Annotated in this window: 17 protein-coding genes and 1 pseudogene; 12 read left to right on the top strand and 6 right to left on the bottom strand. The window is 70.1% G+C overall.

The window, feature by feature from the left end:
• The first annotated feature begins 21 nt into the window (after positions 1-21).
• The 7 genes from ACZ3II_RS27440 to ACZ3II_RS27410 all read left to right on the top strand — a co-directional run bounded on the left by ACZ3II_RS27440 (position 22) and on the right by ACZ3II_RS27410 (position 8,117).
• Complete coding sequence (locus ACZ3II_RS27440) at positions 22-1,506, top strand: CoA-acylating methylmalonate-semialdehyde dehydrogenase (protein WP_465520615.1); 1,485 nt, start codon at positions 22-24, stop codon at positions 1,504-1,506.
• Positions 1,507-1,508: 2 nt separating this feature from the next.
• Positions 1,509-2,855 carry an aminotransferase class III-fold pyridoxal phosphate-dependent enzyme gene (locus tag ACZ3II_RS27435; protein WP_465520614.1) on the top strand — a complete coding sequence of 449 codons (1,347 nt, stop codon included), beginning with the start codon at positions 1,509-1,511 and terminating at the stop codon, positions 2,853-2,855.
• Between the two features lie 169 nt (positions 2,856-3,024).
• Positions 3,025-4,041 carry an aldehyde dehydrogenase family protein gene (locus tag ACZ3II_RS27430; RefSeq protein WP_465520613.1) on the top strand — a complete coding sequence of 339 codons (1,017 nt, stop codon included), beginning with the start codon at positions 3,025-3,027 and terminating at the stop codon, positions 4,039-4,041.
• Positions 4,042-4,085: 44 nt separating this feature from the next.
• A complete protein-coding gene (locus tag ACZ3II_RS27425) occupies positions 4,086-5,210 on the top strand; it encodes an ABC transporter ATP-binding protein (RefSeq protein WP_465520612.1) in 1,125 nt (374 codons plus the stop codon).
• Between the two features lie 41 nt (positions 5,211-5,251).
• Positions 5,252-6,460 carry a polyamine ABC transporter substrate-binding protein gene (locus tag ACZ3II_RS27420; RefSeq protein WP_465520611.1) on the top strand — a complete coding sequence of 403 codons (1,209 nt, stop codon included), beginning with the start codon at positions 5,252-5,254 and terminating at the stop codon, positions 6,458-6,460.
• Positions 6,461-6,465: 5 nt separating this feature from the next.
• Positions 6,466-7,329, top strand: coding sequence for an ABC transporter permease (locus tag ACZ3II_RS27415; RefSeq protein WP_465520610.1), 864 nt, complete (start codon positions 6,466-6,468; stop codon positions 7,327-7,329).
• On the top strand, positions 7,326-8,117 hold the full coding sequence (locus tag ACZ3II_RS27410; protein ID WP_465520609.1) for an ABC transporter permease: 792 nt from the start codon (positions 7,326-7,328) through the stop codon (positions 8,115-8,117). The genes ACZ3II_RS27415 and ACZ3II_RS27410 overlap by 4 nt, the downstream gene beginning before the upstream one ends.
• Before the next feature lie 50 nt (positions 8,118-8,167).
• Here ACZ3II_RS27410 and ACZ3II_RS27405 read toward each other — a convergent pair.
• Positions 8,168-10,045, bottom strand: a pseudogene (locus ACZ3II_RS27405) (glycoside hydrolase family 3 protein); the annotation flags it as partial.
• Between the two features lie 179 nt (positions 10,046-10,224).
• Between ACZ3II_RS27405 and ACZ3II_RS27400 the strand changes: the two are divergent.
• Together ACZ3II_RS27400 and ACZ3II_RS27395 are read left to right on the top strand one after the other, a co-directional pair.
• Positions 10,225-10,653: a response regulator gene (locus ACZ3II_RS27400; RefSeq protein ID WP_465520608.1), complete on the top strand. Its 429-nt coding sequence runs from the start codon at positions 10,225-10,227 to the stop codon at positions 10,651-10,653.
• Positions 10,654-10,724: 71 nt separating this feature from the next.
• Positions 10,725-12,359: a sensor histidine kinase gene (locus ACZ3II_RS27395; protein WP_465520607.1), complete on the top strand. Its 1,635-nt coding sequence runs from the start codon at positions 10,725-10,727 to the stop codon at positions 12,357-12,359.
• Positions 12,360-12,411: 52 nt separating this feature from the next.
• Here the strand turns inward: ACZ3II_RS27395 and ACZ3II_RS27390 are convergent, their stop codons facing one another.
• The 5 genes from ACZ3II_RS27390 to ACZ3II_RS27370 all read right to left on the bottom strand — a co-directional run bounded on the left by ACZ3II_RS27390 (position 12,412) and on the right by ACZ3II_RS27370 (position 19,301).
• Positions 12,412-12,867 (bottom strand): Lrp/AsnC family transcriptional regulator, encoded by a 456-nt coding sequence (locus ACZ3II_RS27390; protein WP_465520606.1) that lies wholly within the window; start codon positions 12,865-12,867, stop codon positions 12,412-12,414.
• 48 nt (positions 12,868-12,915) lie between these two features.
• Positions 12,916-14,178 carry a 4-aminobutyrate--2-oxoglutarate transaminase gene (gene gabT / locus ACZ3II_RS27385; RefSeq protein WP_465520655.1) on the bottom strand — a complete coding sequence of 421 codons (1,263 nt, stop codon included), beginning with the start codon at positions 14,176-14,178 and terminating at the stop codon, positions 12,916-12,918.
• Positions 14,175-15,611 (bottom strand): gamma-aminobutyraldehyde dehydrogenase, encoded by a 1,437-nt coding sequence (locus ACZ3II_RS27380; RefSeq protein ID WP_465520605.1) that lies wholly within the window; start codon positions 15,609-15,611, stop codon positions 14,175-14,177. The genes gabT and ACZ3II_RS27380 overlap by 4 nt, the downstream gene beginning before the upstream one ends.
• A 102-nt stretch (positions 15,612-15,713) precedes the next feature.
• The gene (locus tag ACZ3II_RS27375; RefSeq protein WP_465520604.1) at positions 15,714-16,919 is read right to left on the bottom strand and encodes a PP2C family protein-serine/threonine phosphatase; all 1,206 of its coding nucleotides are present in this window, start codon (positions 16,917-16,919) and stop codon (positions 15,714-15,716) included.
• 27 nt (positions 16,920-16,946) lie between these two features.
• Positions 16,947-19,301 (bottom strand): glycoside hydrolase family 3 N-terminal domain-containing protein, encoded by a 2,355-nt coding sequence (locus tag ACZ3II_RS27370; RefSeq protein WP_465520603.1) that lies wholly within the window; start codon positions 19,299-19,301, stop codon positions 16,947-16,949.
• Between the two features lie 234 nt (positions 19,302-19,535).
• Here ACZ3II_RS27370 and ACZ3II_RS27365 point away from each other — a divergent pair, with 234 nt between their 5' ends.
• From ACZ3II_RS27365 to ACZ3II_RS27355, 3 genes are all read left to right on the top strand, one after another.
• On the top strand, positions 19,536-20,852 hold the full coding sequence (locus ACZ3II_RS27365) for an extracellular solute-binding protein (protein WP_465520602.1): 1,317 nt from the start codon (positions 19,536-19,538) through the stop codon (positions 20,850-20,852).
• A gap of 74 nt (positions 20,853-20,926) precedes the next feature.
• The gene (locus ACZ3II_RS27360; RefSeq protein WP_465520601.1) at positions 20,927-21,775 is read left to right on the top strand and encodes a carbohydrate ABC transporter permease; all 849 of its coding nucleotides are present in this window, start codon (positions 20,927-20,929) and stop codon (positions 21,773-21,775) included.
• Positions 21,776-21,785: 10 nt separating this feature from the next.
• Positions 21,786-22,682, top strand: coding sequence for a carbohydrate ABC transporter permease (locus ACZ3II_RS27355; RefSeq protein ID WP_465520654.1), 897 nt, complete (start codon positions 21,786-21,788; stop codon positions 22,680-22,682).
• The last annotated feature ends 305 nt before the right edge of the window (positions 22,683-22,987 follow it).

Here is a 22,987-nt window from a genome sequence, read left to right as displayed (position 1 = left end):
GGTGTCACATAATCTCGCCGCATGACTCACATCGCGCACTGGATCGGCGGGGTCGAGACCGCCGGCACGTCCGGCCGGGTCGCCCCGGTCTTCAACCCCGCCACCGGCGAGGAGATCGCCGAGGTCGACCTCGCCTCGGCCGCCGAGGTCGCCGCCGCGGTCGCCGCCGCCACGGAGGCCGCGCGATCGTGGCGCGAGGCGAGCCTGTCGAAGCGGTCCGCGGTCCTGTTCACGTTCCGGGAGCTGCTCGCCTCGCGCGCCGGCGAACTGGCCGCGATCGTCACCCGCGAGCACGGCAAGGTGCTCGCCGACGCGGCCGGGGAGGTCGCCCGCGGCCTGGAGAACGTGGAGTTCGCCACCGGCATCCCGCACCTGATGAAGGGCGGCTTCTCCGAGCAGGCCGCCACCGGCGTCGACGTCTACTCGATCCGCCAGCCGCTCGGTGTGGTCGCCGGCATCACCCCGTTCAACTTCCCGGCGATGGTGCCGCTGTGGATGTGCGCCACCGCGATCGCCGCAGGCAACGCGTTCGTGCTCAAGCCCAGCGAGAAGGACCCGTCGGCGGCGATCTGGCTGGCGCGGCTGTGGCGGGAGGCGGGCCTGCCGGACGGCGTGTTCACCGTGGTCAACGGCGACAAGGAGGCGGTCGACGCGCTGCTGGTGCACCCGGACGTCGCGGCGGTCAGCTTCGTCGGTTCGACCCCGATCGCGAAGTACATCTACGAGACCGGCACCGCGCACGGCAAGCGGGTGCAGGCCCTCGGCGGGGCGAAGAACCACATGATCGTGCTGCCGGACGCCGAGCTGGACGCGGCGGCCGACGCGGCGATCTCGGCCGGTTACGGCGCGGCGGGGGAGCGCTGCATGGCGATCTCCGTGGTGGTGGCGGTCGGTGAGATCGCGGATCCGCTGGTCGAGGCGATCGCCGCGCGCATTCCCCAGATCAAGATCGGCGACGGTACGGATCCCGAGTCCGAGATGGGCCCGCTGATCTCCGCCCAGCACCGGGACAGGGTGGCGGGCTACATCGCTGCCGGGGCTGACGCCGGCGCCACGGTGATCACGGATGGCCGTGACATTTCGGAGAAGTCAGGATTCTTCCTCGGGGCCACCCTGCTCGACAACGTCACGCCCGACATGACCGTCTACACCGACGAGATCTTCGGCCCGGTGCTCAGCGTCGTCCGCGTCGACACCTACGCCGAGGCCGTGCGGCTGGTCAACGACAGCGAGTACGGCAACGGCACCGCCATCTTCACCCGCGACGGCGGCGCGGCCCGGCAGTTCCAGTTCGACGTGAACGCCGGCATGGTCGGCGTGAACGTGCCGATCCCGGTCCCGGTCGCCTACTACTCGTTCGGCGGCTGGAAGGCGTCGCTGTTCGGCGACACCCACATGTACGGCCCGGACGGCATCCACTTCTTCACCCGCGGCAAGGTCGTCACGTCCCGCTGGCCCGACCCCGGCACGTCGTCGATCGACCTCGGCTTCCCGCAGACCCGGTAAGGATGATCGTCGTGAGCGATTCCGTTGTCCGCGCTGATGACCGCGCGCATGTCTTCCATTCCTGGTCGGCGCAGGGCCTGATCGACCCGTTGCCGATCGCCGGCGCCCAGGGCAGCCGTTTCTGGGACTACACCGGCCGGAAATACCTGGATTTCTCCTCGCAATTGGTCAACATCAACATCGGGCATCAGCACCCGCGGATGATCGAGGCGATCAAGGAACAGGCCGAGAGGCTCTGCACCATCCAGCCCGCCTTCGCCAACGACAAGCGCGGCGAGGCGGCCCGGATGATCGCCGAGATCGCCCCCGGCGATTTGAACAAGGTTTTCTTCACCAACGGCGGCGCCGAGGCCAACGAGAACGCGATCCGGATGGCCCGGCTGCACACCGGCCGGCACAAGGTCCTCTCCGCCTACCGCAGCTACCACGGCTCGACGGCCACGGCGATCACCGCCACCGGCGACCCGCGGCGCTGGCCGAACGAGCCGGTCGCCATCGGGGTCGTGCACTTCTGGGGCCCGTACCCCTATCGCTCGCCCTTCCACTCCGCGAGCCCGGAGCAGGAGGCCGAGCGGGCGCTGCGGCACCTGCGCGACACCATCGTCTTCGAGGGCCCGGCCACGATCGCCGCGATCCTGATCGAGACGGTGGTCGGCACGAACGGCATCCTGGTCCCGCCGCCCGGCTACCTGGCCGGCGTGCGGGAGATCTGCGACGAGTTCGGCATCGTGTTCATCGCCGACGAGGTGATGGCCGGGTTCGGCCGCTGCGGCGAGTGGTTCGCTGTCGACCACTGGGGTGTCGTCCCCGACCTGATCACCTTCGCCAAGGGCGTGAACTCCGGGTACCTGCCGCTGGGCGGGGTGGTGATCTCCGACGAGATCGCCGAGACGTTCCGGGAGCGGCCGTTCCCGGGCGGCCTGACCTACTCCGGGCATCCGCTGGCCTGCGCGTCGGCGGTGGCGAGCATGCAGATCTTCAAGGAGGAGGGCATCGTCGAGCACGCCCGCATGCTGGGCGAGCAGATCATCGGCCCGGAGCTGGAGGCGTTCCGGGAGAGGCATCCCAGTGTCGGCGAGGTCCGGGGGCTGGGTGTCTTCTGGGCCGTCGAGCTGGTGCGTGATGGAACGACCAAGGAGCCTTTGGTACCGTTCAACGCCGCCGGCGCCGCCGCCGCGCCGATGAACGCGGTGGCCGCGGCCTGCAAGGAGCGCGGTCTCTGGCCGTTCGTCCACTTCAACCGGCTGCACGTGGTGCCGCCGTGCACGATCACCGAGGCCGAGCTTCGCGAGGGCCTCGCGATCCTCGACGAGGCACTGACCGTCGCCGACGGCTTTTACGCCGCCTAAAACCCCGGAATGCGTCGCTGGAATGGGTCGGATCTTCTGATTCCGTTTCGGTTTTGGAAACTACTTCGGATTCCCTTGCTGATGCACTCGGTGGTGTGACAAGGTCCCTCCAGTCCGGGTGAGAAGCCCCTGACCGGAAGGCCGCATTCCCTTGAGCACAACCCTTCCCGTGCTGCGCAATTTCGGCGCCGGGTCCTACCGCGACACCGAGGACGGCCTCACGTCCCCGGTGATCGACCCCAGCACCGGGGAGGCGTACGCGCACGCGCCGGTCTCCTCGGCGCGGGACGTCGGCGTCGCGGTCGAGGCCGCCGCGCAGGGCTTCGAGATCTGGCGGGACAGCACCCCGGCCGAACGCCAGCGGGCGCTGCTGCGGATCGCCGACGCCATCGAGGCCCGGGCCGACGAGATCATCGCCGCCGAGGTCCGCGACACCGGCAAGCCGGTCGCGGCCACCCGCGCCGAGGAGATGGGCTCGATCCTGGACGAGCTGCGCTTCTTCGCCGGCGCGGCCCGGGTCCTGGAGGGCAAGTCGGCGGGGGAGTACCTGCGGGACCACACCTCTTTCGTACGCCGTGAGCCGACCGGCGTCTGCGCCCAGATCACCCCGTGGAACCATCCGATGGTGATGGGTGTGTGGAAGTTCGCCCCCGCGATTGCGGCCGGCAACGCGGCGAAGGCCACCCGGGTCGGCCCGCCGTCGGACACCGGGGCGTTCTCCGGCCCGGTCAACGACAGCGTTCAGCTCGAGCGGATCACCGGCTTCCTGGACCGTACCCCGGCGCACGCCGAGGTGGTGGCCGGCGGCAACCGCGTCGGTGATCGTGGTTACTTCTTCGAGCCGACCGTGGTCACCGGCCTGCGCCAGCCGGACGAGATGATTCAGGACGAGGTGTTCGGGCCGGTCGTGACGGTGCAGACCTTCGACGGCGAGGCGCAGGCCGTGCGCGGGGCCAACGACGTGCGGTACGGGCTGAGCGCCAGCGTCTGGACCGAGAACCACGGCCGGGCGATGCGGGTCTCCCGCCGTCTCGACTTCGGCGCGGTCTGGATCAACACGCACCTACCCTTCGTCTCCGAGATGCCGCACGGCGGTTACGGTCACTCCGGCTACGGCAAGGACCTTTCCCTGTACGGATTCGAGGAGTACACCCGGATCAAGCACGTGATGAGCTACACGGGCTGATCCGCGCCACCCCCGATGCCGCAACGCCCTGTTCGAGGTGATAGATGACCACTGCTCCCCCTACGCCGCCGACCCAGGCGGCGATCGAGTTCGTCGGCGTGCGCAAGGACTACGTGTCGCACGGCGAGGCGGTTCCCGCCGTCAGGAGTCTGGATCTGGCGATCGGACAGGGGGAGTTCTTCTCGCTGCTCGGGCCGTCCGGCTGTGGCAAGACCACCACGATGCGGATGATCGCCGGCTTCGAGGAGCCGACCGCCGGCAAGGTGTTCCTCGACGGCCGGGACGTCACCGGCGTCGCGCCGAACAAGCGCGACGTCAACATGGTCTTCCAGTCGTACGCCCTCTTCCCGCACCTGACCGTGGCGCAGAACGTGGCCTTCGGCCTGGAGCGCCGCAAGGTCGCCAAGGCGGAGATCCGCAAGCGGGTCGGCGAGATGCTCGAGATCGTCTCGCTGACCGGCATGGAGAAGCGGCAGCCCCGGGAGATGTCCGGCGGCCAGCAGCAGCGGGTCGCGCTGGCCCGGGCCCTGGTCAACCACCCGCGGGCGCTGCTGCTGGACGAGCCGCTCGGCGCCCTGGACCTGAAGCTGCGCCAGCAGATGCAGATCGAGCTCAAGCGGATCCAGCGTGAGGTCGGCATCACCTTCGTCTACGTCACCCACGACCAGGGCGAGGCGCTCACCATGAGCGACCGGATCGCGGTGATGAACAACGGCAGGATCGAGCAGCTCGGTACGCCGCGCGACATCTACGAGCGCCCGGCGACCCGGTTCGTGGCCGGCTTCATCGGCACCTCGAACCTGGTCGACGGCCACGTCAGCTGGTCCGACCAGGGGTACGCGGTCCTCGACAAGGGCCCCGGCGAGCGGGTCGTGGTGCCCGTGCCGGGCGGCGTCGAGGTGGGCCGGCAGATCGAGATCTCGGTCCGGCCGGAGAAGATCGACCTGCACCGGGCGATGCCGTCCGAGGTCACCGGGAGCCTGCTCGCCGGCGTCGTCACCGAGGTCGTCTACCACGGCACGTCGACGAACTACACAGTGGCGACCACCGCTGGAACGGATTTCGTGGTGTTCGATCAGAATGCTCACGACGCAGAGGACGTCGCGTCTCGTGGCGAGCGCGTCTTCCTCACTTGGGCCCCTCAGCATTCGTACCCGATCGGAGTCTGATGTTCCAGACCAGCAAGCCGAACCCCTCCCTCCTGCGGGGCATGACGCAGTCGCGGCTCGGCCGCCGTGACGCGCTGCGCCTCGGCGGGTTGTCGGCGATGGGCGCGTTCCTCGCCGCGTGCGGCGTGGAGGGCAAGGGCAAGCCGCAGGCCAGCGTGGCGCCCGACGCCGTGGCGAAGTACTGGGCCGGCAAGGCGCAGAACGGCACGCTGAACTTCGCCAACTGGCCGGTGTACATGGACCCGAAGAAGCCGGAGATCGCGGCCTTCACCAAGAAGACCGGCATCAAGGTGACCTACGACGAGGTCATCGCGGAGATGGGTCCCTGGTTCGCCAAGGTGCAGCCGCAGCTGTCGGCCGGGCAGTCGATCGGTTACGACCTGATGGTCATCACCAACTCGGTCCAGTTCGGCCAGTTCCGTGACTCCGGCTTCCTGGCGCCGCTGGACCACTCGAAGCTGCCGAACTACGCGGCCAACGCGGCCAAGTCGTACGCCACTTCCGCGTACGACCCGGGCAACGTCTTCAGCATCCCGTACACCTCCGGCATCACCGGTATCGCGTACGACCCCACGAAGATCAAAGAGCCGATCACCAAGATCTCCGACCTGTGGAACCCGAAGTACAAGGGCAAGGTCGGCATGATGCGTGACCCGCAGGAACTCGCCAACTTCGGCATGCTGGCGCTCGGCCTGGACCCCGCCAAGTCGGACGAGACGGCGTGGAAGCAGGCGGCGGCCAAGCTCAAGGAGCAGAAGGACGCCGGCATCGTCCGCAACTACTACGAGCAGAACTATCTCGACGCGCTCGGCAAGGGCGAGATCTGGATCACCATGGCGTGGTCCGGTGACATCTTCCAGAAGAACGTCTCCGACGGCACGAACTTCAAGTTCGTGATCCCTGAGGACGGCGGCACGATCTGGACCGACAACATGGCGATCCCGGTCACCGCGGAGAACCCGGTCGACGCGATCATGATGATGGACTTCCTGTACGAGCTGGAGAACGCCACCACGCTCGCCGAGTACATCAACTACGTGTGCCCGGTGCCCGCCGCGCAGGCCTTGATGAAGAAGCACGCGGCCGCGGCCACCGGCGAGGACCGGGACTTCCTGAACGCGGTGGCCACCAGCCCGCTGGTCTTCCCGGGCGAGGCCGAGTACAAGCGGCTGCACTACTACGTCAACTTCAACACCGCCGAGGAGAAGAACGACTTCGAGCGGGTGTTCCAACCGATCGTGCTGGGGTAAAACGGATGGACCGGGTGAAACGTGCACTCGCGCCCTACCTGCTGGTGCTCCCCGGCGGGCTGTGGCTGCTGCTGTTCTTCGCGGTGCCGATGGCCACCATGTTGTCGCTGTCGCTGCAGGAGGGCGACATCGTCAACGGCTTCGTCTTCACCGGGCACTGGCAGAACTACACGGAGTCGCTCGCCGACTACCAGACCCAGTTGGTCCGTTCGCTGGTGTACGGCGCCGTCACGTCGATCGTCCTGATCGTGCTGGCGTTCCCGGTCGCGTACTGGATCGCCTTCTACGGGGGCAGGCGGAAGGCGACCTACCTGTTCCTGATCATGCTGCCGTTCTTCGTGTCGTTCGTCCTGCGCACCATCTCGTGGCGGATGCTGCTCACCGACGACGGCGTGCTGCTGCACCCGCTGAAGGAGGCCGGCCTGCTCCCGGACGGCTTCCAGGTGCTCGGCACCTCCACCGCGGTCGTCGCCGGGCTGGTGTACAGCTTCCTGCCGTTCATGGTGCTGCCGATCTACGTGGCCCTGGAGCGCATCGACCCGCGGGTCGTCGAAGCGGCCCGGGACCTGTACGCCTCCCCGATGACCGCGTTCCGCAGGATCGTCTTCCCGCTGGCGCTGCCCGGCGTCTTCGCGGGCGTGCTGATGACCTTCGTGCCGGCCAGCTCCGACTACGTCAACTCGGAGCTGCTCGGCAGCTCCGAGACGACCATGATCGGCCAGGTCATCCAGGCGAAGTTCCTGCAGAGCTCCGACTACCCGTCCGCGTCGGCGCTGTCCTTCACGCTGATGGCGGTGCTGCTGATCGGCGTCTTCGCGTACGCCCGCGCGCTGGGCACCGAGGACGTCATGAAGGTGGCCGCCCGGTGAGCGCGCTGCGGATCAACGGGGCCCGGGTCCTGCACGCCTACACCTGGCTGCTGATCGCCTGGCTCATCCTCCCGATCGGGGTGATGATCCTGTTCGGGTTCAACGACCCGAGCGGGCGGTACAACCAGACCTGGCAGGGCTTCACGCTCCAGTGGTACAGGGACGTGTTCGCCCTGGACGCGCTCACCGACGCCCTGGTGGTGTCGCTGATCGTCGCGGTGCTCACCGCGCTGATCGCCGGGGCGCTGGGCACCGGCATCGGGTACGCCCTGGGCCGTTTCCGGTTCCGCGGGGCCGGCGGCCTCAACCTGCTGATGTTCGCCGCGATCTCCTCGCCCGAGCTGGTGATGGGCTCGTCGCTGCTGAGCATGTTCGTGTCGCTCGGGGTCAGCCCCGGCATCACCACCATCACGATCGCCCACGTGATGTTCTCGGTGTCGTTCGTGGCGATCGTGGTCCGGGCCCGGGTGATGACCCTGGACCGGTCCCTGGAGGAGGCGGCGGCCGACCTCGGCGCGACCGGCTGGACCACCTTCTGGAAGGTGATCTTCCCGATCATCCTGCCGGCGGTCCTGTCCGGGGTGATGCTCGCGTTCGCGCTCTCCATCGACGACTTCGTGATCACCAACTTCACGGCGGGCACGACGCAGACGTTCCCGCTGTGGATCTGGGGCGCCACCCGGGTCGGCCTGCCGCCGCAGGTCAACGTGATGGGCACGATGATCTTCGCGGTCGGCGTGCTGTTCGCGGTGATCGCCAACGTGCGGTCCCGGTCCCGGAAGCGGTAAGGAGTCCCTGGGGAAGGCCCGGCATCGGTTGCCGGGCCGGTCCTCGGCGATCAGGGGGCGGTGCGCAGGCCCCACCCGTACGGATAGAGCGGGTCGTAGTTCTCGTCGCCCACGTTGACCGGAACCTGTGCGACGGTGCGCGGCCACGAGAACGACAGCCTGCCGGTGAAGGGCCGCTTGCCGAACAGCACGTCGGCGACCCCGGCGCCCTCGCTGCCGGGCAGCCACGAGGCGACCAGCGCGTCGATCTTGCCGAGCTGGCCGGTGATCACCTGTGGGCGCCCGGAGACGATCAGCACCACGCACTTGTCCACCGCGTCGCAGACCTTGTCGACGACCGCCCGGTCGCCGGGCTGCAGGGTGAGCGACTTGGGCTCCTTCTGCTGCTCGGTGCCCCGTGACCAGACCGGGCCGCCGACGTCGCCGAAACCTTCGGTGTACGGGGTCTCGCCGACCACGACCACGCCGACGTCCGTCCGGGCGATCGGCGCGGAGGCGTCCGCGCTGTACGTGACGTCGGGCGCCGCTGCCCGGATGCCGTCGAGGATCGTGGCGCCGGCGGTGATGTCACCGTCGCGGCCCTGCCAGTCCATGGTCCAGCCGCCGGACTGGTTGCCGATGTCGCCGGCGTTGCGCCCGGCCACGTAGAGCCTGGCGCCGGCGCGCAGCGGCAGCAGCCGGTCACTGTTCTTCAGCAGCACCTGCGACTTCGCGACGGCCTCCCGGGCGAGCGCGCGGTGGGCGGGAGTGCCGACCTCGCCGGGCGTGGCGTACGGGTTCTCGAAGAGCCCCTGCTCGAACTTGACCCGCAGGATCCGCCGGACCGCGTCGTCGATCCGGGCGACCGGCACCCGCCCCGCGGTGACCTCGGCCTTGAGGTGCTCCTGGAAGCGCCGCGACGTGGCCGGCTCCATGAACATGTCGATGCCGGCGTTGACCCCGGTCCGCACCTGCGAGGCGGTCGGCTCGGGGGTGCCGGCCGGCTCCTCGGAGGGGATCTGGTGGATGCCTCCCCAGTCGCTGATCACGAAGCCGTCGAAGCCCAGGGTCCCCTTCAGCGTGCCGGTGAGCAGCTCCTGGTGGGCGTGCATCTTGACCGGGCCGCCGGCGCCGTCGTCGGTCCAGTCGACGCTGGAGAACGACGGCATCACGCTGCGGACGCCGTGCCGGTCGACGGCGGCGACGTACGGCGTGAGGTCGAGCCGGTCGAAGTCGCGGCGGCTGGTGACGGTCACGCCCTGGTCGATGCGGTAACCGTTGTCGCCGGTGCCGTACTCGGTGTCGCCGTCACCGGCGAAGTGCTTGACCGTGGCGACCACCCCGTTGCGCTGGAGCCCCTCGACGGCGGCGCCGCCGAGCACGGTGACCAGCGCGGGATCCTCGCTGAAGCTCTCGTAGGCCCGGCCCCACCGTTCGTCGCGGGACACGCACACGCACGGCGCGAAGTCCCAGGTGATGCCGGTGGCGCGCATCTCCTCGGCGGTGGCCCGGTAGACCTGCTCGACCAGGGCCGGGTCGCGGGTGGCGCCGAGGCCGACGTTGTGCGGGAAGACCGTCGCGCCGGACACGTTGCCGTGGCCGTGCACCGCGTCGATGCCGTAGATCAGCGGGATCCCCAGCGGGGTGGCGAGAGCCGCCCGCTGCAGCGAGTTGACCAGGTCGACCCACGCCTGCGGGGTGTTCGGGGTGGGCGCCGAGCCGCCGCCGGACAGCACCGAGCCGAGCCGCCACCGGGTGATCAGGGTGGGGTCGGCGGCGACGTCGGCCCGCTCGGCCTGGGTCATCTGCCCGATCTTGTCGTCCAGGGTCATCCGGGCGAGCAGGTCGGTGACCCGGTGTTCGACCGGCTGGCGGGCGTCGCGGTAGAGCGGCGCCGTCCTCGTCCCGGCCGCGGTCCCGGGCAGCAGGGACGCGACGAGCACGGCGGCGGCGCCGGCCGCGACGCGGCGAACGGGTGATCGCATACGGTTCCCCTCCGTGGCGGCGGAAGTCGCACGATACCGGCTGCGGCGAGCGGCATATCGGCGGCGTTGGTTGTTCCGGTATTCGCCCCGCCTCGTGCCGGGCTGGCGCATGCTGGGAAGACGGACCTTCCGACGGAGCTGATATGGCCGTTTTGCTGATCGCTGAGGACGACGAGGACATCGCGCTGGTGCTGGCCCGGGTGTTCAAACGGGCCGGGATGACGGTGCTGCGGGCCCCGGACGGCAAGGCGGCGTTCCAGGCGGTCGTCGAGCACCGGCCGGACGTCGTGCTCACCGATCTCGGGATGCCGATCATGGACGGCTGGGAGCTGATCGAGGCGATCCGCAGTCATCCCGACGACGGCATCCGGCGGCTGCCGGTGGCCATCCTCAGCGGTCATCTGCGCCCGGGTGATCCGCGCGCCGGAACCAGCCGGGTCTGCGCCATCCTGCTCAAGCCGTGTCCCAACGATCAGCTGCTCGCGACCATGGGCGAGCTGGTGACGATCGGCCCGCACGACCACGACGCGGCCGACAACCGATGCCCCGCCGACATGCCGGTTTCAGTATGAATAATACTTAATTGGGTATGTGCCCAGGAAGCCCGTGACCACGGGCCTCAGCCGGGAGAAGCGGGCGGTTCATGGTGGTGCTGGGAGAGGCGGCGACCGCTCTGGACAACGGCGCCTTTCTCGGCGCGCTGCTGGAGAGCATGGACGCGGGCGTCCTCGCGTGCGACGCGGGCGGCCGGGTGGTGTTCGCCAACCGGGCGATGCGCGAGTTCTCCGGCGCCGGGCTGGACGGGCCGCTCCCGCCGGACTTCGAGCACCAGACGTTCCAGCACCTCGCCACCCCCGACATGCGGCCGATGACCCGGGCCGAGAGCCCGCTGCTGCGCGCCCTGCACGGCGAGCACGTGGACTCCGAGGACGTGCTGCTGCGCCGGCCCGGCCACCGGCTGCGGGTCTTCGACACCAGCGCGCAGCCGATCCTCGGGCCGGACGGGACGGTCCTCGGCGCGGTCGCCGTCGCCCACGAGGTCACCGCGCTGCGCCGGGTCGAGCGGTTCCGCAACTGCCACATCGGCGTCGAGCACGTGCTGAAGCGTTCCACCACCATCGCCGAGGCCACCCCGGAGGTGCTGCGCGCGGTCACCGCCACGCTCGGCTGGCCGTCCGCGGAGCTGTACCTGATCGACGACGCCTCCGGGCTGCTGCTGCCGGCCGGGCACTGGGACTCGTCAGGGCTCGAGCCGGACGAGTTCTTCGGGCACCTCCCGGTGCGCGGGCAGGGCATCACCGGGCGGGTGTGGGAGAGCGGCCGGCCGATCTGGGTGCCCGACCTGGGCCGCAGCGCCGACCTGCGGACCGCCCACGAGCGGGAGCGGGTGGAGATCTGCCTGCGGCGCGGGGTACGCACCGCCCTCGCCGTCCCGGTTCGCGACGGCGGCACCCTGCTCGGGGTGATGACCTGTTACGCCGGCACCCAGGAGTACGAGCCCGACCTGCTCACCGTCCTGCTCAACGGGGTCGCCGCGCAGGTCGGGATCTTCGTGGCCCAGCGCCGCGCCGAGGAGCTGTCCCGGCAGCTCGCCCGGGCCCAGGGGGACTTCGTGGACCTGGTCGGGCACGAGTTGCGTACCCCGCTGACCGCCATCACCGCGAACGCCACCCTGCTCGCCGAGGAGTGCGCCGGCCACGACGCGGACTGCGCGCAGATGGCACAGGTGATCGCCCGCAACGCGGCGGCCCTGCAACGCATCGCCGACACCCTGCTCGACCTGGCCGGCCTGGACTCCGGGCACCTGGCCCTGAACGTCGCCGACGTCGACCTCGCCGCGCTCGTCAGCGACGCGGTGACCTGCCTGCGGCACGGCGGCGGCCGGCTCACCCTGGTCACCGAGCTGCCGGCCCGGCTGCACCTGCCCGGCGACGACTCCCGGCTGCGCCAGGTCGTCGACGATCTGCTGTCCAATGCGGTCCGGTACAGCCCGCCGGGCGCGCCCGTGCACGTCACGCTGCGTGCCGACGACACCATGGCGGACCTGTGCATCGCCGACTGCGGCATCGGCACCCCCGACGGCGAGCAGGACCGTGTCTTCGACCGGTTCTTCCGCGGCAGCAACGTACGCCACCAGGGCACTCCCGGCAGCGGGCTGGGCCTGAGCCTGGCCCGGGCGATCGTGCTGCTGCACGGCGGCACGATCACCCTCGCCGACAACCGGCCGTCCGGCACGATCGTCCGCGTCCGCCTGCCCCTGGCCGGCCCGCCCTCCTGACTCGCGTGTCGACTTCAGGCGCGTATGACGGCCGAACTCAACACGCGGGGTTTCACCGGGTTCCCCAGGCGTAGGTCTGTTTGGCCAGCTTGAGGTACATGAAGGTGTCGGTCTCGCTGACGCCCTCGATGGCCCGCAGCTTCTCGTTCAGGATGTCGAGCAGGTGCTCGTCGTCGGTGCAGACCAGCTCGACCAGCAGGTCGTACCGGCCCGCGCAGATCACCACGTAATCCACCTCGGGGATCTCGGCGATCCTGTCGGCGATCGCCCGCAGGTCCCCGTTGACCCGCAGCCCGACCATCGCCTGCCGGGCGAAGCCCAGGGTGAGCGGGTCGGTGACCGCGACGATCTGCATCAAGCCGTTGTCCAGCAGCCGTTGCACGCGCTGCCGGACGGCGGCCTCGGACAGGCCGATGGTCTTGGCGAGCGTGGCGTACGACATCCGCCCGTCACGCTGCAGGTGCTCGATGATCAACTTGTTGGTGTCGTCCAGGGTCACGTCCGTCACGGCGCGATTCTTCCCTGTCACGATTGTCGTAGGCAAAGGGGTCGCCCGTCAGGTGCGCAGGGCGCGCAGAAGGATGTCCAGCCCGCGATCCAGGTCCTCGTCGGAGATCACCAAGGGCGGCAGGAACCGCAGCACGTTGCCGTAGGTGCCGCAGGTCAGCGTGAGCAGGTCGGCCTCGTGGCAGGCCTGGGACACCGCGGCGGTCCGGGTCGGGTCCGGCTCGCCGTTCGGCAGCACCAGTTCGACGGCGATCATCGCGCCGCGGCCACGTACCTCGGCGACACCGGGCAGGTCATCGCCCAGAGCTTTCCTGATCTTCTCCTCGATCCGCCGGGCGGCGGAACAGAGATCCAGTTCGCGCATCGTCGCGATGGCGGCCAGGGCGGCCGCGCACGCGATCGGATTGCCGCCGTACGTGCCACCCAGCCCGCCGGCGTGCACCGCGTCCATCAGTTCGGCCCGCCCGGTGACCGCGGCGATCGGCAGGCCCCCGCCCATCCCCTTGGCCGTGGTGATCAGATCCGGTTCCAGGCCCTCGTCCTCGGACGCGAACCACCGGCCGGTCCGGGCGAAACCGGTCTGGATCTCGTCGGCGACGAACACCGCCCCGTTGGCCTTCGCCCACGCCGCGAGCGCCGGGAGAAAACCTTGCGCGGGTACGACGAAACCGCCCTCGCCCTGGATCGGCTCGATCAGAACAGCGGCCACGTTGGACCCGCCGACCTGCTTCTCGATCACGTCGATGGCCCGGCGGGCCGCCTCCGCGCCGGACAGGCCGCCGTCGCGCAGCGGGTACGACATCGGCGCCCTATACACCTCCGGGGCGAACGGGCCGAACCGGTGCTTGTACGGCATGTTCTTCGCCGTCAGCGCCATCGTCAGGTTGGTCCGGCCGTGGTAGGCGTGGTCGAACACCACGACGGCCGGGCGCCCGGTCGCGTGCCGGGCGATCTTGACGGCGTTCTCCACCGCCTCGGCGCCGGAGTTGAACAGCGCGGCCCGCTTCTCGAACGTGCCGGGCGTCAGATCGATCAACTGCTCACAGACCGCGACGTACGACTCGTAGGGCGCGACCATGAAGCAGGTGTGGGTGAACCGCTCCACCTGCGCCCGGACCGCCTCGACCACCTTCGGCGCGCTGTTGCCGACGTTGGTGACGGCTATACCGGACGCGAAGTCGATCCACTCCCGGCCGTCGACGTCGGTGAGGGTGCCACCGGCGGCGTGGTCGACATAGGAGTCGATCACCGAGCCGACCCCCTTGGCGACGGCCGCGAGACGCCGCTTGTGCAGTTCACCCGAGCTCATCAGGCCCCCACGTGGTGCATGACGTGCTTGATCCGGGTGTAGTCCTCGAACCCGTACACCGAAAGGTCCTTGCCGTGCCCGGAATGTTTGAAGCCGCCGTGCGGCATCTCCGCGACCAGCGGGATGTGGCAGTTGACCCACACGCAGCCGAAGTCGAGGCGCTGCGTCATCCGCATCGCCCGGCCGTGATCCTTCGTCCACACGCTGGAGGCGAGGGCGTACTCGACGCCGTTGGCGTACCGCACCGCCTCCTCCTCGTCGCCGAACCGCTGCACGGTGATCACCGGGCCGAACACCTCGTTCTGGATGATCTCGTCGTCCTGCCGCAGCCCGGAGACGACGGTGGGGGCGTAGAAGAAGCCCCTGTCACCGACCCGGGCGCCGCCGGCCCGCACGGTCGCGTGATCGGGCAGCCGGTCGACGAACCCGGCGACCCGGGCCAGCTGGTCCGCGTTGTTGACCGGGCCGTAGAGCACGTCCTCCTGGTCGGGCGCGCCCGTCTTGATGCCACGGGCCTGCTCGGCGAGCGCGGCCACGAAGTCGTCGTAGGCGCCGGCGGCCACCAGCACCCGGGTCGCGGCGGTGCAGTCCTGGCCGGCGTTGAAGTAGCCGGCCTCGGCGATCGCCGCGGCGGCCGCCGGGATGTCGGCGTCGTCGAAGACCACCACCGGGGCCTTGCCGCCCAGCTCCAGGTGCGTGCGCTTGAGATCGGCGGCGGCGCTGCCGGCCACCTCCATGCCGGCCCGCACCGAACCGGTGATCGACACCATCCGCGGGGTCCGGTGCGTGACCAGGGCCCGGCCGGTGTCCCGGTCGCCGAGGACCACGTTGAACAGGCCGTCAGGCAGGAACTCGGCGGCGATCTCGGCCAGCAGCACGCTGGTGACCGGGGTGGTGTCGGACGGCTTGAGAACCACGGCGTTGCCGGCGGCCAGCGCCGGCGCGATCTTCCACATCGCCATCAGCAGCGGGTAGTTCCACGGGGTGACCTGGGCGCAGACGCCGATCGGCTCGCGCCGCACGTAGCTCTCGAACCCGTTCATGTACTGCCCGGCGGAGCGGCCCTCCAGGACCCGGGCGGCGCCGGCGAAGAACCGCAGGTGATCGATGGCCGGCGGCAGCTCCTCGCTGGCGGTCAGGCCGAGCGGCTTGCCGGTGTTGCGGCTCTCGGCGGCGACCAGCTCCTCCGCGCGGGCCTCGATCGCGTCGGCGAACCTCAGCAGCGCCCGCTGCCGCTCGCCGGGGGTGGTGTCGCGCCACTGCCCGAACGCGGTGGAGGCGGCCCGCATGGCCCGGTCGACGTCCTCGGGGCCGGACACCGGGGCGGACGCGAACACCTCGCCGGTGGACGGGTCGATGAGGTCCTCGTACCGCCCCTCGACGGGAGCGGCGGCCTCGCCCCCGATGAGGTTGTGCAGTACCGTCTTCGCGCTCATCCGGCCTCCAGCAGTGGTATCAGCGAATCCGGCCCCATCTTTTCCGCTGAATCCGTGGTGAACAAGGGGTTTGAGGAATATTTCCGCACGGCCGAGGGCCTCTCATCCGCGTCGCCGGACGGCGAGAACCGCGACGTCGTCGGTGGGGGACTCGTCGGCCGCGCCGGTGATGACCGTGGCGCAGACCGCCTCCGCCGGCTCGGCCCGGACCAGGCCGACCAGGCGCTCCAGACCGGTGTCGATCACCTCGCCGCGCCGCTCCACCAGGCCGTCGGTGTAGCAGAACAGCACCGCGCCGGGCGCCAGGGCGACGGTGGCGGTACGCCGGCCGCGACCCGGGTGGACCACCCCGAGCGGCGGATCCACCGGCACCTCGGCGAGCGCCGCCGGGCGGCCCGGCTCGGCCAGCACCGGGCACAGGTGCCCGGCCGACGACACCACCGCCCGGTCCCGCTCCGGGCTGATCATCGCGTACAGGGCGGTGGTCAGGCTGCCCGCCTCGAAATGCTGCACCTTGCGGTCCAGCAGGCTGAGCGCGTCGGCCGGATCGTCGCAGATCAGTGCGTACGCCCGGAGCGCGCTGCGGATCCGGCCCATCACCACGGCCGAGGCCAGCCCGTGCCCGGAGACGTCGCCGATCACCACGCCGATCCAGCCGGACGGCAGCTGGAAGACGTCGTACCAGTCGCCGCCGACGCCGGAGGAGTGACCGGGCACGTAGCGGGCGGCCAGGTCCAGCCCGGCGACCCCGGGCAGCCGGGCCGGCAGCAGGCTGCGCTGCAGGGCCAGCGCGGCCGCCTGGTCCAGCTTCGCCGACCGGATCCGCCCGGCCACCGCGGCCCGGTCGGCGACCAGCTGCAGCAGCCGGATGTCGTCGTCGCCGAACTCGCGGCGGGTCAGCGAGCCCACGTGCAGCACGCCGACCACGTCCCGGCCGGCCACGATCGGCACCCCGAGCAGCGACCGCAGGTTCTTCTCCAGCAGCAGCGGGTTCACCACGTCGGCCGGTGTCACGTCGGTGATCCGCACCGGCCGGCGGGTGGCCGCGATCCGCCCGGCGAAACCGCGGCCCACCGTCACCCGGAACCCGTCGCGTACCTCCTCCTCGAGCCCCTTCGCCGCGGTCGCCACCAGTTGCCGCGCGTGCACGTCGAGCAGCAGGATCGCCGCGGTGTCCACCTCGAGGAGGTCACGCACCCGGTCCAGCAGCTCGTCCAGCAGGTCGGACGCGCCGAGCCGGGACAACGTCTCGTCGGAGATCGCTTCAAGACGGCGGAGCCGCTCGTCGTCGTTGATGCGTGGGGGCACGTCGTCAGCCTAGTGCCCGGCGGGTGATCACGACCCGGCGTGACGCACCTCCACGGGCGTCGACAGGACCCGGTCGGCTCCGGCGTGCCGGACCGGCCCGGTCAGCTCGACGACCCCCGCGCAGGGCAGGTCGGCGGCCGACGTGCCGACGAGAATCCGCAGCTCACCAGGCTCGACGATGCGCCGCAGGTCGCGCCCGGTGAACGCCGTCCGGTCGGTGTGCACCCGGAACGTGACGTCCGCGGCGGCGCCGGCGGCCAGCGCGACCCGCTGGAACCCGGCGAGCTGGATCACCGGACGGGTGACCGTGGCGACCGGGTCGGACAGATACAGCTGGACCACCTCGGACCCGTCCCGGCCGCCGGTGTTGCGGACCCGCACCGAGACGGTGAACTCGCCGTCGGTCGGCACCCGGGTCTCCGGGATCCGCAGATCGTCCACGGCGAACGTGGTGTACGCCAGGCCGTGACCGAAGGCGAACAGCGGCGTCGGGTCGAGGCTGCTGGTGCCCAGGTGCTCGGCGCCGAGCCGCGGCTGCAGGTAGGTGCCGGGCTGCCCGCCCGGGTGCCGGGGGATCTGCACCGGCAGCCTGCCGCTCGGCTGGACCCGGCCGGACAGCACGCCGGCGATCGCCGGTCCGCCCTCCTCGCCGGGCATGAAAGCCTGGACCATGGCGGCGGCCCGGCCGGCGAACTCGCCCAGGGCGTACGGCCGGCCGGAGACGACCACCACGACCACCGGCTTCCCCGTCGATAGAAGCGCTTCGACAAGATCAGCCTGGACGCCGGGCAGGCGCAGGCCGGCGGCGTCGCAGCCCTCGCCGGAGGTGCCCCTGCCGAACAGGCCGGCCAGGTCGCCGACGAAGGCCAGCGTCACGTCGGCGGACGCGGCGGCGGCCACCGCGGCGGCGATGCCGGAGCGGTCGTCGCCGTCGACGGCGCAGCCGGGCTCGTACACGATCTCGGCGCCCTCGAACTCGGCCCGCAGCGCCTCGACCGCCGTCGGCAGCTCGATCTCCGGCTTCATCCCGGGGTAGCGGGGCAGCACGTGGTTGGGGAAGGCGTAGCAGCCCAGGAACGTGCTCGCGTCGTCGGCGCACGGCCCGGTCACCGCGATCCGGCCGGTCCCGGCCAGCGGCAGGGCGGTGCCCGGGTCGAGCAGCACGATCGAGCGTTCGGCCAGCTCGCGGGCCAGATCCCGGTTGGCGGGGGAGTCCAGCACGACGGCGTCGGCGCCGGCCACCGAGGCCTCCGGGGTCCAGTCCGCGTCGAGCAGGCCCAGCTCGGCCTTCTGGGTGAGCAGGCGGCGGGCCGCGCGGTCCACCAGGTCCTCGGCGACCGCGCCGCGCCGGACCCGGTCGACCAGCTCGTCGCCGTAGCCGACGGTGTCCGGCAGCTCCACGTCGATGCCGGTGGCCAGGGCGAGGGCCCCGGCGTCGCCGTTGTCCGCCGCGATCCGGTGGTTGCCGGCCAGGAACGGGATCGCCCAGTAGTCGGAGACGACGGTGCCGGTGAAGCCCCACTCGTCGCGCAGCAGCTCGGTGAACAGCCACTCGTCGGCGCCGGCCGGCACCCCGTCGATCTCCGAGTACGAGTTCATCACCGACCGGGCGCCGCCCTCGCGCAGCGCGGCCTCGAACGGCGGCAGGATCACGTCGAGCAGCTCCCGGCGGCCCATCGAGACCGGGCCGTGGTTGCGGGCGGCGCGGGACGCGGAGTATCCCGCGAAGTGCTTGAGGGTGGCGATCACCCCGGCGCTCTGCAATCCCCGGACGTACGCCGCGCCGACCGCGCCGACCAGGTACGGGTCCTCGCCGATGGACTCCTCGACCCGGCCCCACCGGTAATCGCGGACCACGTCGAGCACCGGCGACAGTCCCTGGTGCACGCCCAGGGCGGCCATGTCGCGGCCGATCGCGGCGGCCATCCGCTCGATCAGCTCCGGGTCGAAGGTGGCGCCCCAGTTGATCGCGGCCGGGTAGACGGTGGCGCCGTGCGCGGTGAAACCGGTCAGGCACTCCTCGTGCACGATCGCCGGGAGGCCGAGCCGGGACGACGCCATCACGATCCGCTGCTGGCGGACCACCTCGGCGGCGCCCTCGGCGACGGAGAGGGGGTAGCTCCCGTAGACCCGGGTGAGGTGGCCGAGACCGTGCCGGCTGGCGTCCTCCAGGGCCGGCCCGGCGGCGAAGTCGCTCTCCATCGGGGCGACCTGGTGGCCGTCCTCCGGTTCCGGTCCGGCCGGGCCGGTGGCACCCTTGTCCTTGCCGAGCCAGCGGCTGCCGAGCTGGCCCACCTTCTCCTCGAGGGTCATCGCGGCGAGCAGAGCCTCGACCCGCTCGGCGAGGGGCAGGGTGGTGTCCTGCCAGGGTTGTCCAGTCAACGAAAACCTCCGGAAGTTTCGGTGCCCCCTGATCGGGGGCCGGTGGACCGCGCCGGACGGTGACGCGGCCACCGGCGGTACCAACTCTTGCGCTACTGGAACGGTTCAGGCAAGAGTCTTGACACTCGTCACGGCGAAACCATACGTTAACGAAACCTCGCGTTAATTTGCAGCTGTAACTCGAAACTTTCGGTTCGCTCTCGACGGCTTTCTGCTTCGAAAACGGAGATCAGTGTGAAGCGCAGGAACTTTCTGACCCTTACCGCGGGCACCGCTGCCGGTGCCGCGCTCGCCGCGTGCGGCAGTTCCGGCCCGTCCGACCCCGGCAAGACCGCCGCGGGCGAGGCCTCCTACTGGTTCCTCAGCGGCCCGCCCGGTGAGAAGCCCCGGACCGGCGCGGTCGAGCGGTTCAACGCCGCCAACGCCAACGGCAAGATCAAGATCACCACCTTCCAGAACGACGCCTACAAGGACAAGCTCAAGACGGCGATGGGCGCCGGCCAGGGCCCGTCGATCATCTGGGGCTGGGGCGGCGGCGGCCTGAAGCAGTACGTGGACGCCGGCCAGGTCGAGGACCTGACCGACTTCTTCACGCAGAACGCCGCGGTCAAGGACCGGCTGTTCCCGGCCTCCTTCGGCCCGGCCACCATCAACGGCAAGATCTACGCGATGCCCTCCGAGACGGTGCAGCCGATCATCCTGCTGTACAACAAGGAGGTCTTCGAGAAGACCGGCCTGAAGCCGCCGACCTCGTGGAACGAGATCATGGCGCTGGTGCCGCAGCTCAACGCCAAGGGCGTCGCGCCGTTCTCGCTCGGCGGCCAGTCCCGCTGGACGAACATGATGTGGCTCGAGCTGCTCTTCGACCGCATCGGCGGCACCGAGGTCTTCAACACCATCTACGAGGGCAAGGACCCGAAGGCCTGGAACAACCCGGCCGCCATCGACGCGCTCACCAAGACCCAGGAGCTGGTCAAGGCGAACGGTTTCGTCAAGGGCTTCTCCTCGATCACCGCGGACTCCAACGCCGACCAGGCGCTGCTCTACCGCGGCAAGGCCGCCATGATGCTGCACGGCAGCTGGTCCTACGGCATCATCCAGGCCGAGGGCGGCAACTTCATCAAGGACGGCAAGCTCGGATACATGAACTTCCCCCCGGTGGAAGGTGGGAAGGGCAACCCCGAGGACACGTACGGCAACGCCGGCCAGTTCCTGTCGATCTCCTCCAAGGCCTCGGCCGAGCAGAAGGACATCGCGAAGAACTTCTTCAAGAGCCTCTTCGACGAGACCGAGCAGAAGGACTGGATCGGCACCGGTGGCGTGCCGATCGTCAAGGACGCCGAGTCCAAGCTCAGCGCCTCGCCGGACGCCGACTTCCTGAAGTTCATCTACGACGTGTCGAGCAAGGCCAAGAACTTCGGCCAGTCCTGGGACCAGGCGCTCAGCCCGACCGCCGCCGAGGCCCTGCTGAGCAACATCGCCAAGCTGTTCACGCTGGACGTCACGCCGCAGCAGTTCGCCGACAACATGAACGCGGTCATCGGGAAATGACCATCGCTCCGCCCGTAGTGCGGACCGCTCCCCCCAGCGCCTCGAGCGCCGGGGGGAGCGGGTCCGTCTCCTGGATGGCCTGGCCGGCGCTGATCTCCTTCACGCTGTTCGGCGTGGTGCCGCTGGTCGGCGTCCTGGTGCTCAGCTTCACCTCGTGGAGCGGCCAGACCGAGGACATCCCGTTCACCGGCCTGGACAGCTGGCGCTCGGTGCTCTCCGATCCGGGCCTGCCGCACGCGCTCTGGGTCACGTTCCTGATCATGGCGGTCTCCTGGCTGGTGCAGACGCCGATCTCGATCCTGCTCGGCGTGTTCCTCGCCGCCCAGCACCGCTACCGCGCCGTCCTCGCGGTGCTGTACTTCATCCCGCTGCTGCTCAGCCAGGCCGCCATCTCGATCACCTACAAGGCGCTGCTGGACCCCAACTTCGGTCTCGGCGCCGGCCTCGGTCTCGAGTTCCTGCAGCAGGACTGGCTCGGCAACGGCACCCTCGCGCTCGGCGTGGTGGTGTTCGTGGTGTCCTGGCAGTTCATCCCGTTCCACTCGCTGATCTACCAGGGCGGGGTGCGGCAGATCCCGGCCAGCATGTACGAGGCCGCCCAGATCGACGGCGCCGGCAAGATCCGCCAGTTCTTCAGCATCACGCTGCCGCAGCTCAAATACACCATCATCACGTCGTCGACGCTGATGGTGGTCGGGTCGCTGACCTTCTTCGACCTGATCTGGGTGCTCACCGCCGGCGGACCGGGCGACGCCACCCGCGCGCTCGCCGTCGACATGTACTCGCGCGGTTTCCGGTCCAACCTGATGGGTCCGGCCAGCGCCATCGCGGTGATCCTGGTGCTGTGCGGTCTGGCCCTCGCCCTGGGGCTGCGCCGGCTCGGCGGCCGCGACCAGGCCGACAGCCAGATGGAAGGAGCCTGAGGTGACGACGATGCTGGACAACAGCCGGACCTCACCGCCGACCCGGAAACACGCCGCGCCCCCGAAGGCGAAGCGCCGGCTCAACCTGCGGGAGTGGAACATCCTCGGCGGGCTCGCCGGCTGGCTCTGGCTGGGTGTGGTGGTGGTCCCGCTCTACTGGATCATCATCACCAGCCTGAAGATGCAGGCCGACTACTACGCCACCAACCCGCTGGCCCCGCCGACCGATCCCACGCTGGAGAACTACCGGTTCGTACTGGAGAGCGACTTCGTCCAGTACTTCATCAACAGCGTGATCGTCACCGTCGGCTCGGTCGGCCCGGCGGTGCTGTTCTCGTTCATGGCGGCGTACGCGTTCGTCCGCGGTGGCGCCAACAGCCGGTTCCTGCGCGGCGTGAACGGCCTGTTCCTGATGGGCCTGGCGATCCCCCTCCAGGCCGTGATCATCCCGATCTACCTGATCATCATCAAGATCCAGATGTACGACACCCTCGGCGCGATCATCATGCCCTCGCTGGCGTTCGCCATCCCGCTGTCGGTGCTGGTGCTCGGCAACTTCATCCGGGACGTGCCGAAGGAACTCTTCGAGTCGATGCGGATGGACGGCGCGACCGAGTGGGGCACGCTGTGGCGGCTCGCCTTCCCGCTCACCCGGCCCGCGCTGGTGACGGTCACCATCTACCAGGGCCTGACCGTGTGGAACGGTTTCGTCCTGCCGCTGATCCTCACCCAGAGCCCGGAGCAGAGGACCCTGCCGCTCGCCCTGTGGGAGTTCCAGGGGCAGTACAGCGTCAACATCCCCGCCGTGCTGGCCTCGGTCGTGCTGACCGCGCTGCCGATCCTCACCCTGTACGTGATCGGCCGCCGCCAGCTCCTCAGCGGCCTGACGGCCGGCTTCAGCAAGTGAGGTGACCGGTTCCGGGCGGCGCCCGGCCTTCGGGCCGGACGCCGCCCGAACCGTCTGCGCGGGTTGCGGCTACCCCCGGCTGGTTCTCATGGCTGTCTCAACGCAGTTGAGACAGCCATGAGAACCAGCCCGTTCTGACCAGGGCTTGTGGGGGCCGGCCCGTTGTGGCTTCGGCTTGTGGGGACCAGAACGTTCTGGTCTGGGCTTGTGGGATCAGCGCGTTCTGACCTGGGTTTGTGGGGACCGGCTCGTTCTGGCTGGTGCAGTGGGGCCAGCCGGGGTCGGGTGGGGCCGTGAGAACCGGC

It is taken from the genome of Actinoplanes sp. NPDC019969, from assembly GCF_055562375.1.
Note: the sequence above shows the minus strand (reverse complement) of the source record. Positions and strands in the feature narration are given on the sequence as shown.